General features: G+C 66.7%; 9 protein-coding genes. 2 read left to right on the top strand and 7 right to left on the bottom strand.

Features of this window, described 5'->3' with window-relative positions; translation table 11 throughout:
* Positions 1–27: 27 nt before the first annotated feature.
* A complete protein-coding gene (locus ACFTZB_RS36235; protein ID WP_378439274.1) occupies positions 28–999 on the bottom strand; it encodes a hypothetical protein in 972 nt (323 codons plus the stop codon).
* A gap of 199 nt (positions 1,000–1,198) precedes the next feature.
* Between ACFTZB_RS36235 and ACFTZB_RS36240 the strand changes: the two genes are divergently transcribed.
* Positions 1,199–1,624 (top strand): hypothetical protein, encoded by a 426-nt coding sequence (locus tag ACFTZB_RS36240; protein WP_378439276.1) that lies wholly within the window; start codon positions 1,199–1,201, stop codon positions 1,622–1,624.
* Between the two features lie 89 nt (positions 1,625–1,713).
* Entirely contained in the window at positions 1,714–5,181 is a 3,468-nt protein-coding gene (locus ACFTZB_RS36245; RefSeq protein WP_378439278.1) for a protein kinase, read from the top strand.
* An 11-nt stretch (positions 5,182–5,192) separates the two neighbouring features.
* Here ACFTZB_RS36245 and ACFTZB_RS36250 read toward each other — a convergent pair whose 3' ends face one another.
* The 6 genes from ACFTZB_RS36250 to ACFTZB_RS36275 form a co-directional block, all read right to left on the bottom strand.
* Positions 5,193–5,807, bottom strand: a complete 615-nt coding sequence (locus tag ACFTZB_RS36250) for an ATP/GTP-binding protein (RefSeq protein ID WP_378439280.1) — start codon at positions 5,805–5,807, stop codon at positions 5,193–5,195.
* Positions 5,804–6,223 (bottom strand): roadblock/LC7 domain-containing protein, encoded by a 420-nt coding sequence (locus tag ACFTZB_RS36255; protein WP_378439282.1) that lies wholly within the window; start codon positions 6,221–6,223, stop codon positions 5,804–5,806. The genes ACFTZB_RS36250 and ACFTZB_RS36255 overlap by 4 nt, the downstream gene beginning before the upstream one ends.
* Complete coding sequence (locus ACFTZB_RS36260) at positions 6,199–8,754, bottom strand: sensor histidine kinase (protein WP_378439284.1); 2,556 nt, start codon at positions 8,752–8,754, stop codon at positions 6,199–6,201. Before ACFTZB_RS36260 ends, ACFTZB_RS36255 begins: the two co-directional genes overlap by 25 nt.
* 1,025 nt (positions 8,755–9,779) lie before the next feature.
* Positions 9,780–10,091 (bottom strand): WhiB family transcriptional regulator, encoded by a 312-nt coding sequence (locus ACFTZB_RS36265; RefSeq protein WP_378439286.1) that lies wholly within the window; start codon positions 10,089–10,091, stop codon positions 9,780–9,782.
* Positions 10,088–10,318 (bottom strand): hypothetical protein, encoded by a 231-nt coding sequence (locus ACFTZB_RS36270; protein WP_378439288.1) that lies wholly within the window; start codon positions 10,316–10,318, stop codon positions 10,088–10,090. The genes ACFTZB_RS36265 and ACFTZB_RS36270 overlap by 4 nt, the downstream gene beginning before the upstream one ends.
* Before the next feature lie 523 nt (positions 10,319–10,841).
* Positions 10,842–11,348, bottom strand: a complete 507-nt coding sequence (locus tag ACFTZB_RS36275; protein ID WP_378439290.1) for an STAS domain-containing protein — start codon at positions 11,346–11,348, stop codon at positions 10,842–10,844.
* Positions 11,349–11,532 lie beyond the last annotated feature (184 nt).

Below are 11,532 nucleotides of genomic sequence, written 5' to 3' on the forward strand. Positions count from 1 at the left end.
CGGCAACGCCGACCGATAAGACCGTCTTCAGCTCGCCATCACGGATGGACGTGACCGTCCGGTGGCAAGAACGGCACCGTGCCGGAATTCGAGCCACTCGAACGGATCGCCCTGCGACCACGGTCCCCGGCAATCCTGCAGCCGCCGAGCAACCTGGCCGGCCAGGGCCTCGCCCGCCAGAGCGTCCTCTTCAGCGGTAGCGCCCCGGCTCTGCAGCGGGCCGAGCACGAACTCGTGCGCCGTCCCGGAGATACATCCCCCTTCGTGCGCAATACGCCCGGACGAGTGCATCGGCAGGCCCGCCATCACCGCGGGAAGCTCACCCGTCGCATTCACCACCAGCTGCGCCGACCGCACCTGGGAGGACCCATCCCGCTCGCCGGACACCACCGCCTCGACGCGGCCACGACCCCGTATCTGCAGGAGCCGGCCCTGCCCACGAACGTCGATTGCGACACCCTCGAGCCGCGCCGGTAGACCGTCGACCGCAGCCCGCTGCCCGGGAAGACAACCTCCGAGTACGACAATCTCCTGGCCACTGCCTCGGCCCGCGGCGCGGGCCACCGCCCGGACGGCGGCGCAGGCTCGCTCGCCCCAGCCCACCACGATCGCGCGCGACCAATCCGGCAATCTCTCCGGAACATCGGTAATGTCATCGGCCCACACACTGCCCGCGAGCCCCGCCCCAGGGACCGGCAGAGGTCTGTCTCGGAACGAGGTGAACGCGTACACCACGGCGTCGTAGCGGGCGATCAGATCGCCCCGGCTGACAGACTCCAGCTCCGACACCCCGATGGTGCGGACCTGCGCACACCCGCGCTCGCCACCGAATTGCTCGTCGGCGGCCCGGCCCGAGACCAAGACGTCCACCGACAGCCCGGCACCGCATCGCTCGCCGAGACCACCAACGAATCGCCCGCCGCCGTGCCCACCGATCACCGCGACACGACGCCGGTCCGAGCCCGCGAGCGAGAGCCGCGGCCCACCACTGTTGGTCATCCGAATCACCGAGGAGTGTTGCATGCCACACACTCTGTGCCGGCGCATCACATGCCCGCGATCGAGTTCGGCTATCCCGGACAACGAGCTCCGGATCCGGTCCGCAACGCCGGTCATGACAACAGTGCGGGACTACCGGCGAACCGTCCTCATAACGTGACGAGAAGTCACGCCGTCAACCACGCCCGGGGGACATCTGGTGGAAGCACACGACATACCGGATCGACTGGTTCCACCGAACTGGTCACCCGCGCAGACGGTCTGCGCAGCGTTCGCGGCTGCATCGGCGGCCACAGGACTGCTCGCGGCGGTCACGACCGGTCGCCCGATCAGCCTCGGTCTGGTCCTTCTCGGCCTGCTCACCTTCGCGGTGATGCACTCGGGTCGAGTGATCGGGCCCTACCTGGTGCTCAGCGGCACCGTGGAACTCCAGCTCAGTCTGGTGAGCAGGTCGGGGGCGTCTCCGCACTGGTCGCACGACGTCCTTCTCACGCCGGGCACCGCCTACGGGGTTGTGGGGATCGCAGCAGTGGTACTCGGTTGCCTCTACTGCAGGATCGCCACGTCTCGATATCGCCGGTTCTTTTCCGGCGCCGGTGAGGCCCCGATACCTAGAATGGGGTAGTCGCATCGCGAGGAGACCCCATGGGCAAGCGTTGGTCAACCCGGACGCGGCGCATCGACGAACCGGCCGCGACGCGCTGAGGGCTTGCCATGCCGGACGACACGGAAAGCACTCAACGCCAGGTCGACGCGGACATCGTCGCGGAGCTGGCAGCCGAGGGCTTCGAAGACGCGCGCATTGCCGGCCGTGGCGGCTTCGGCATCGTGTACCGATGCCGGCAACCATCACTCGACCGATTGGTCGCCGTCAAGGTCCTCAGCCCCGATCCGGACCACATGGATCGCGCACGTTTCCTGCGCGAGCAGCAGGCCATGGGGAGGTTGTCCGGGCACCCGAACATCGTCCATGTCCTGCAAGCCGGGATCACCTACACCGGACGCCCCTACATCGTGATGCCATTCCATCGCCGAGACTCCCTCGAATCCTGGATCGCCGCGCACGGGCCGCTGACTGCGGCCGAGGTACTCGCCGTCGGCGTCAAACTCGCCGGTGCCCTCGAAACCGCACACCGCGGGGGAGTACTGCATCGCGACATCAAACCCGCCAACATCCTGCTGACCGAGTACGGCGAACCGCAGCTGACCGACTTCGGCATCGCCCGCATCACCGGAGGCGACGAGACCACCCGGAACGGACTGGTGGCCGGGTCCCCGGCCTACACCGCGCCGGAACTGCTCAGCGGCGCCGATGCGTCGACCGTCACCGATGTCTACGGACTCGGTGCAACCCTGTTCACCGCACTCGCCGGCCACCCCGCCTACGCCCGTCGCCGGGGTGAAAAGGTCTTCGCCCAACTTCTGCGCATCGGCACAGAGCCTCTGCCCGACCTCCGGGACAAGGGCATCCCCGACACCGTCTGCGCCGTGATCGAGACGGCGATGGCCCGCGACCCCGCAGATCGCCCTGCCACCGCCGCCGAACTGGGCGCCGTGCTCCGCGGGGCGGGGGAACAGATCGGACTTACGCTGGCCGACCTGCCGCTTCCCCTGGCCGGTGACGACGACCGCCCCTTCCGGCCCTCGACCGAAATCGGAGCCGGGGTGTCGGAATACCTGCGGTACCGAGCCGCCGGCGGCACCCGGCTCGAACCGGCGCCGCCGAGTGCATCCACCAAGTACCGCCCACCTGTCACACCGGGGGCGGCGGTGGCGCGCACCCACCTGCTCGAACGCCTGCGCCGCAGTGGCCGCCCCCGTCTCGTGCTCATTCACGCACCCGCGGGGTTCGGCAAGAGCACACTCGCCGCCCAGCGCATCGAGGCACTCCGAGGGGAGGGGGTGGCCACTGCGTGGCTGACGATCGACAACGACGACAACACGCTCATCTGGTTCCTCACCCACCTGATCGAGGCCATCGCGGTCGCGCAACCATCCTTCGGTCGGGAACTGGTCCGGGAGATCGAGGTCCACGGCGCCGGCCGGGAACGGTATGTCCTCACCTCGTTGATCGACCGGCTCCATTCCGCCGACCACCCCGTCGCACTCGTCATCGACGACTGGCACCGTGTGACAAATGAGGACACGCGATCGGCGCTGGCATTCCTGCTCGAGCACGGCTGCCACCACCTGCACCTGATCGTCACCAGCCGCACCCGGCTCGGTCTCCCACTCAGCAGAATGAGTGTGCACAACGAACTCATCGAAATAGACTCCACAGCACTGCGTTTCGACGTTCACGAGTCGACCCAATTGCTCGTCGACCGCTCCGGACTCGCCCTGGACGAACCCGACATCGTCGAACTCGAACAGTCGACAGACGGATGGGCGGCCGCACTGCAACTGGTCTCGCTGGCACTACGCGATCACCCGCACCCCCGCGAGTTGATCGAGCACCTGACCGGAGGGAACCGTGCGATCGGCGAATACCTGGCCGACAACGTCCTCGGCAGCCTCGATCGACGAACCCTCGACTTCCTCCTCGCAACCTCGATCACCGAGAAGACCTGCAGCAGCTTGGCACGCGTACTCACCAGCGACCAGGAAGGCCAAGCGGCACTCGAGGACATCGAGTCACGGGACCTGTTCCTGCGGCGTCTCGACGACGACGGCGACTGGTTCCGTTATCACCACCTGTTCGCCGAATTCCTCCAACACCGCCTCGAGCGTGAGGATCCCGACCGGGTAGTCGAGCTCCATCGGAAAGCGGGCGGGTGGTTCGCCGACCGGCACCTTCTCAGCCAGGCCGTTGACCACTACCTCCTCGCAGGCGACGAGGACGACGCCGTCACGCTCGTCGAAAAGGCCGCAATGGACCTGCTCGAGCAGTCGCAGATGGGAACGCTCCTCGGCCTCGCCGCGAAACTGCCGACGAAACCAACCACCGACCGGCCCCGCCTCCAGATCGCGCTCGCGTGGGCGCACGCCCTGCTGCATCACCCACGCGACGCCGAACAATTTCTCTCCATCGCGGAAACAGCTCTCGTCACCGCAGGCGACGATCCCGCGACGGTGGATATGCGCGTCGAGGCCGCCTTCATCCGGGCCACCGTCACCGTCTTCGACGACGAGATCGACGGCCTCGACGAGGCCGTCGAGGGATGCATGGCACGGGCGAGCACACTGCGACCCTGGGTTCTGTGCGGAGCCGCCGACGTCGCCTCCTTCCGCGCCATCTATCGTTTCGACTTCGACGACGCTCGCCGATGGCAGAAATGGGCGCTTCCCTTCCATCAGCGCTCCAGCGGCCCCTTCAGCGTCATCTACGGATACTGCATGGCCGGGATCGCGGCACGAGAACAACTCGATCTGCCGGCCGCGGAGGCCAGCTTCCGGCACGCGATGGCACTGGCCACCGACGCCGAAGAGGGTCTCGGGTACGGCACCCGGCTCACCGCAGCCCTGCTCGGCGACCTGCTGTACGACCAGGGGCATCTCATGGAAGCGGACCGACTCCTCGACCGCAGCCACACTCTGGGGGCGGAAGGTGGCACCGTCGACTTCATGCTCGCCACCTACGGGACGGGTGCACGACTGAAGCGCCTGCTCGGGCAGAGGGACGCGGCGAAGTCGCGTCTCGACGAGGGCGCCCGGCTGGCGCAACGACTGCGGTTGCCCCGACTGGAAGCGCGGATCGCCAACGAACGAGTCCGAGCCGGGCTAGCAGGTGCGGCATCCAGTGGGCAGGCGATCGACCGCGGGATCCGACCCGACAGCGACCGAGGCAACGGAATCGTCGTCCTCACCTCGGAATTGGAGGAGGACTCGATGATCCGCGAGGCCCTGACTGCCCGGTTCGACGTGCAGGACCTGGAAGCGGTGTATGCGAGTGTGCTTGTCCTCGTCGAGTCGATCGATCCGCAGGCCCGACCCCGCGCATTCCTCAATGCCGCCTTGCTGAGGGTGGAAGTGCTGGCTGCCGCAGGACGAGAGGAAGCCGCGCTGACGGAGCTGTGGCCACTCGCCGAGCAGTGCGCGCGACTCGGGCTGGTACGACCGGTACTCGACGCCGGACCTGCGGTGAGCCGGTTGGCACAAGGTCTCCGGTCCCATGGCGTCGACGCTCCGGTGTCCTCCGTCTTGGACCAGTACCTTGCCGAGCTGGAGAAGCAACCAACCTGATCAAGCAAGTGCTAGTAGGACACTCGATCATTCAACTCCTGCAGCGCATATGCCGTGATCTCGAGAAGCGAATCCTTCACCGAGGCACGGCTGCGAGCATCGATGCCGATGATCGGCACATCAGCCGCAACTGCCAGTGCGGCCCGGATGTCGTCCAACGGGTATCGCGGAGCGTCATCGAACTCATTGACAGCAACAAGAAAGGGAAGCCCACGGGATTCGAAATAGTCGACAGCGGCGAAACTGTCGTCGAGTCGGCGGGTATCGATCAGAACGATCGCGCCGATCGCGCCGCGCACGAGGTCGTCCCACATGAACCAGAACCGGTGCTGGCCCGGTGTTCCGAAGAGATAGAGGATCAAATCGTCTGCCAGCGTAAGGCGTCCGAAATCCATTGCAACGGTGGTAGTCACCTTCTGCGGGGTTGCCATGACGCTGTCCACATCGGTGCTGGCGTCGGTGACCATCGCTTCGGTCCGCAACGGAACGATTTCGGACACCGCCCCGACCAGCGTGGTCTTCCCGACGCCGAACCCGCCCGCGATGACGATCTTGGCCGAAGTGACCCGGCCGGCCGAGAAGTTCGTCCCTTCAGGACCGGCCGAACGCAACCCTGACAGAGTCATGACCGAACTACCGAACGAGGCATGGCCTCGATTTCGGATCCGACCCGTTCGACGAGAATTGCCATCTCGTAACCGACCTGCCCGATATCACACTCGGCTGTGGTCAGGGCGGCCAGTTGCGAGCCGTCCCCGACACTCATCAACAACAGATACCCGTGCTGCATCTCGACGACCGACTGCAAGACACCACCGCCCTCGAACAGCGTCGACACCCCGGCTGAGAGACTGGCCAGGCCCGATGTCACCGCGGCGAGCTGTTCGGCCCGATCGAGTGGCAAATGCGTGCTCGCGGCCATCAGCAGCCCATCGGCCGAGACCAGCACGGCATGCGTCACGCGGGGAACGTCACTGGCAAAATTCGATACCAACCAGTCCAGCGTGCCACGACTCGTCACGAAGATTCCTCCTGTTGCCATGGGTCAATTGGTCCAAGGACGGGACGCGCGCCCGTCCTACCTGCTCGAACACCGCTTTGATGACGGGCGAGGCGTGCGCGAACCGCCTCGGGTGTGCGGACGCGAATCGGTGCCTGGTCTTCGGCGTCGACACCGCCGGGGACCAGGCGTTGCCCGGGCACGCGCTGCGGAAGACCGCTGTCTGTGACCGGTTCCTGGGGGGCCTGCGCGGCGCGCCGCGCGGCCGACCAGCCGGTATCCGCTCGCGTGACCCACCGCTGCGGACCATCAGTATCGGTCTCGGCGGGGTCAGTCAGCCACAGGGGAGCGATACTAGCGAAGATCGGGGTCTGTGCCGTCGGATCCTCCGATGCCGCTTGAGTAAGCAGTCGTGGCTGGAAGAACGACGCCGTCCGCACTGGGTCCAAGCGATGTCGAGGCGCACGTTCGTCTCGCACCGCCGGGCTCCCCGGCGGTGCCGGTTCGGGGTGAGGTCGTGGGGAGGTGACGATTCCGGTCGCACCGGGTCGACGGCGGGGTAGAGCGCCGGGTGCGGGCGGCTCCGGTCGCCGCATACCACCATCTGCGGGAAATGTCGGTGTCCGGCTGGGCAGGTCTTGCCCGGTGGCGGCTCCTGCTTCGGCAACAATTGCGGCATAACCGTGGGGCGAGGGATCGTCGTACCGACCAACAGCCTGGGGCGGGGCGAGGGTGGCTGGGACTCGAGGCTCGACAGCCGAAGTCAGTACATCTCCGGGAACGTGGACCGAGGCGGTGATTCCCGCGTTGCGCGGCCGGTCCAACGTCGCGCGAAGGGTGACGGTGATGTCGTGACGCTTGGCCAGTTCGCTGACGACGAACAGGCCCATGTGGCGAGCTGTGTCAGGAGTGACCTCGGGTGTCGAAGCGATTCGATCGTTGAGCTCGCGAAGATCGATCGGTGACATACCGATTCCGCGGTCCACGATCTCAATGACGACACCTCCGTCGATGGTGCGCGCACAGGTGGTCGTCACCGCACTGTCCGGCGGTGAGAAGTGCAACGAGTTGTCCAACAATTCGGCCAGCACATGTACGAGATCCCTTCCGGCCGTGCCGGTCAGGGCCACCGGTGGTACCGGACCGACCTGAACTCGCTGGTAGTGCTCCACCTCGGAGATCGACGCACGCACGGCGTCACCCAATTGGATCGGCGACGGACGACCGCGGCGGTTGCTATTGCCTGCCAGGATCAGCAGGTTGTCGCCATTTCGGCGCATCCGGGTGGCGAGGTGGTCGAGCCGGAAGAGGTTGTCGAGGCGCTTGGGGTCGCGTTCCTCGAACTCGAGTTGTTCGATCATCTCCAGTTGCAGGTCGATCAGGGACCTGCTCCGGCGGGCAAGGGTTTCGAAGACATTGTTCATCTGCAACCTCAGGTGGGCCTGATCGCCGGCGAGCAGGAGGGCCTGGTTGTGAATGTCATCGATGGCGCGAGCGACCTGACCGATTTCTTCGTGGGTGTGGACGTCGATAGGGTCGACCTGGAGCGTCGCAGCGTCCGTCCCGGACTTGAGTTGTTCGACCGCGTCCGGAAGGTCTGCGTGCGCCACCTGGAGAGCGCCGTGCCGCAGCCGTCGTAGCGGCATCAGCAAGGATCGAGCCACGACAACGGCGAGCAGAATCGCGGCGACCAGGAGCGCAGTGACGACAGTCAGGTCCCGCCACGCGCTGGTCCGCAACGTATCCGACTTAGCCGCGACCGCATTCCTCAGACCGGCGGACGCCGCGGCGACTGCGCCGGAGTAGTCGTCGATGCTGTCGAACAGCGAGTATTTGAGTCCGGTCAGGACTTGATCTGCGCTCTCACGACGCGTGACATTCTGCACCAGTGCGGTTCGATCGTCGTTGCGTGCCCGTAGTGCTGCAACCGTCGGGTCATCGGGTGAATACCGTTGCGCCACCCGGTCGAGAAGGGCAGATTCGGTCCTCAGGTGCGCGAGCAGGTTGACACTCTCGGCCTCGAGAGTTCCACCGGACCCCCCGGCGAGAATTGCCGAGGACGCGACGACGGACAAACCCTGCGCGGAGATCAGCTTCTGGGCCGACCACAGATCCTCGAGGCGGCCGGTCTCCACGGCGACCTCGGGATCGGCGATCGGCTCGGTGATCGTGTCCACCGTCCTGGACAAGGCAGAGCGGATCGACGCGAGTTGTTCGGTGAGAGCGGCCGTCGATGTCGGTCCCTGCTTGGCCTGTGCGCTTAGCGCTCGCGCATCGGAGAGGGCGGTCGTAAGGTCCGCGGCAGCGTCTTCGTCGAGCCCGGCCCCCGGACTTACCTGTTCCACCACTTCGATCGACCTGTCGAGGCTGTCGATCATCGCGGGGGTAATCGTGCGCTGTGCCAGAGTTCCCATCACGACGGACGCGTCCCCGTCCAACTCGACGAGAAGCGGGAGCATCTGGACTCGGTCGGCGACTGTCGTGAAGTCTGCTGCCGCACGCAGGCTTTGTTCGACGCGAAGACCACCGAGCGCTGCCGCAACAGCGAGCGGAACGATCAACACGATGGCCATCTTCCAACGGAGCGGCCATCCTGAGATACTTCGTGACTGGGTCTGCCCGCGATGCCGCCGGAAGCCGCCACCAACGGCGGGTGTGCGACTCATCGTGTGCCTCTCGGGTTATGGGTCCCCGGGTAGAGAATGGGGCGGGGCAACGCCGAGGCACCGGACCGGCAGGGTCCGAACAGTCCTCGGCAGTTGACCGGGAGACTATGTGCGACGAAGTCGCGCGCGGGAACGCTGCCAGGATGTCGGGACACCACCAGCTATGGATCCGAATGCGTCCGGAAATCCGGGACCAGGTACGTGGCGTTCGGCCCCACCATTCACGTACCCACCTGATTCCGCCTACGGCGAAGCCGCGACGAATACCAGAGCGATGGTCAGCTGGTCAACGACGGACGCGATCACAGGACTTCTCAACAGCTAGGATCATGATCCTCGATTCGACGGTGGCGAGAGGCGTTACCTCGCACCGCGCCGAGCCGTGAACTGCGTGATTAATGCCCAAATCAAACGTGTGGCGATTGCGTTGTGCAACAAAGACCGACCTAACGTGTGTGGCTGAGGCACGGATACTTGCACGCACCCTCAGTCACACAAGAAACAGGAGAACCGACGCATGCGCCATCGCCCCCGGACCGCCCTGCTCGCGTGGGACAGTTACGCGCACGGGTAACGGGGTATCGTGATCGGAGTATCGCCCTGGCCAGGCGATATGTCATAAGGTCCGTTACCGGCACGCCGGAAATATGCTTCCGGCAGCGTATTTGGCTCTGAATTTTGCGATCCGCGCGGATTACCCGCTCGTGTCCCAGCCGGTGGTCGAGGTGCCCAGTTCCGGGTGTCTTTTCGTCGTTTGGGCGGAGTCGGTCAGGTCGCGCCGGAGGCCGCCGTACGCGGCCCCATCGGATTCGTCCCACGGATCGCGGGGCGTGTACTTGTGGCGGATCGTGCCGGCGATCGGGTGGGTGGTGACGCTGCCTGGTCCGCCACCCCGGCGAGGATGATACGGATGGTGAGGCGGTGGATGGGGGTCACAGCCGTTCGGATCCGGGGCGGCGGTGGGGTGTGCGGGTGCGGCGGTGGTGGCGGGTGCGGTCTCGTTCGGTCAGTCCGCCCCAGATGCCGTGGGATTCGCCGGCGTTCAGGGCGTGGTCGCGGCATGCGGTGAGCACTGGGCACTGCTGGCAGATCTGCTTCGCCGCTCGTTCTCGTCGGGCGCGGGCTCCGGCGCGTTCGCCGTCGGGGGAGAAGAACACGGTCGTCTCGGTGCCGCGGCAGGCTCCGTGGTGCTGCCAGTCCGACTGGGTGGCCGGGTGCGGGCGAAAGTGTTCGGGGGCGCTCATACATCTCTTCCGGTACTGGGGTGGGTGACAGTGATGAAAGGGGTGTAGGGGTGGTGCGTGATGTCGGTACGCCCGCTCGGAGGGGTGCCGCAGGGTTCGGGTCCGTCGTGCTCCGGACGGGGTGGGGTGTCGTGTTCGGCGAACATGGCCGTGAGGTGGGCCTTGATGGTGGCGGTGCTCATCGCGTGGCCGGGTGCTGCGCTGCGGGGGCGGGCGGGGAGGGTCATGGTGTGTTCTTCCGGTGGGGCGGTGGATGGGCGGCGCGCATGGACGATGGTGCGCGGGCCGGGGTGCGCACCGGTCGCCGACCCGATGATGTTGTGCGACAGGACCCCTCGTCCTGTCGCACGATTGATGGGCTCCGCTGCGGCGAGCGGGCACGGGTGGGTACGGGCTGTACCGATCAGGGGGTATCGGCGGCCGGTACGCCCTCAGGCTCCCGGTGGGCGGGGCGCGGGTGGGGCGCTGATGCCTGGGCTCGACATCGAGGACACGACGGAGGCGGTCTCGGGGTGCCTCCCCACACTCGTGGTCGACCGAACTATCGGCCTGACGAGGTGTTATACCTAGGGTAGCGAGGGTCCGATTGAAGACTCAATGAAATCGACAAGGAGTAGTCGGCGTCACATGCCGGCGCCGCGTTTACGGTCCGGGTGGGAGGGGCGGCGGGGCGAGTCGGGCGCTCAGCCCCGTCGGTGACGGGAGGTCCTCGTACGGCGGGCACGGTCCGCGCGTTCGGCGAGGACGTGGTCATCGGGTCTGTCGCCGCGGCGTGGGCGGGAGGTCGGTCGTCGGGTCCGGCGGTTGCCCGCCGGTCAACTGTGGCCCGCGGTGGGCGGCGGTGAAAGCGTGCGCGAGGCTGTCGAAGGTGCGCACCGTGTCCATGTCGACCCGTGCGATGATGCGGCGCAGAGGGCGGGGTGCGGCGACGGTCAGGTGGCCGCGTTGCTCGCGGATCCGGGGCCCGGCCTCGGCGAGTGCGGACAGGGCCGCGGATCCGACGAAGCTGGTGCCGAGCAGGTCGACGACGGCGCTGCGGCCGTGCAGCACGACTTCGTCGAGGCAGGCGGCGAGTATCGGGGCGGTGACCGCGTCGATGTCGCCGCTCAGGCGCAGCACGATCGGACCGCCGGTGGGTTCGTCGATCTTGAGGGTGAAGCGGCGGTGGTCGGGGTCGGGTCGGTCCCAGCCGGCGGTCTCGGACAGGGACAGGCGCAGGCGTTGTGGGCTTTCGATGACCGATCGCAGGTAGGTCATGGTCGCTCCCGGGTGGGGGCGGTCGGGGAGCGGGCACCCTGCCGGGTGGTGGGAGGGGGGGTGCACGCACAGCGGCCGCAGTGGATGACGTTCGGCGGCTGCTGTCTTAACCTGTGACGACGACGGTAATCGGGCTGCAGCCGGAATGAAACCCCAGCATCGGCACAGCACCCGCCGGTGTGGC

Source organism: Rhodococcus sp. NPDC057014 (assembly GCF_042673295.1).
In the GTDB taxonomy this organism is placed as follows: Bacteria; Actinomycetota; Actinomycetes; order Mycobacteriales; family Mycobacteriaceae; genus Rhodococcus_F.

Excerpts from the sequence above, each read along its gene's own strand:
- ACFTZB_RS36235 (WP_378439274.1), bottom strand. The coding sequence starts at position 999 with ATGACCAACAGTGGTGGGCCGCGGCTCTCGCTCGCGGGCTCGGACCGG.
- ACFTZB_RS36260 (WP_378439284.1), bottom strand. The coding sequence starts at position 8,754 with ATGGCCATCGTGTTGATCGTTCCGCTCGCTGTTGCGGCAGCGCTCGGT.
- ACFTZB_RS36265 (WP_378439286.1), bottom strand. The coding sequence starts at position 10,091 with ATGAGCGCCCCCGAACACTTTCGCCCGCACCCGGCCACCCAGTCGGAC.
- ACFTZB_RS36275 (WP_378439290.1), bottom strand. The coding sequence starts at position 11,348 with ATGACCTACCTGCGATCGGTCATCGAAAGCCCACAACGCCTGCGCCTG.
- ACFTZB_RS36270 (WP_378439288.1), bottom strand. The coding sequence starts at position 10,318 with ATGACCCTCCCCGCCCGCCCCCGCAGCGCAGCACCCGGCCACGCGATG.
- ACFTZB_RS36255 (WP_378439282.1), bottom strand. The coding sequence starts at position 6,223 with ATGGCAACAGGAGGAATCTTCGTGACGAGTCGTGGCACGCTGGACTGG.
- ACFTZB_RS36245 (WP_378439278.1), top strand. The coding sequence starts at position 1,714 with ATGCCGGACGACACGGAAAGCACTCAACGCCAGGTCGACGCGGACATC.
- ACFTZB_RS36250 (WP_378439280.1), bottom strand. The coding sequence starts at position 5,807 with ATGACTCTGTCAGGGTTGCGTTCGGCCGGTCCTGAAGGGACGAACTTC.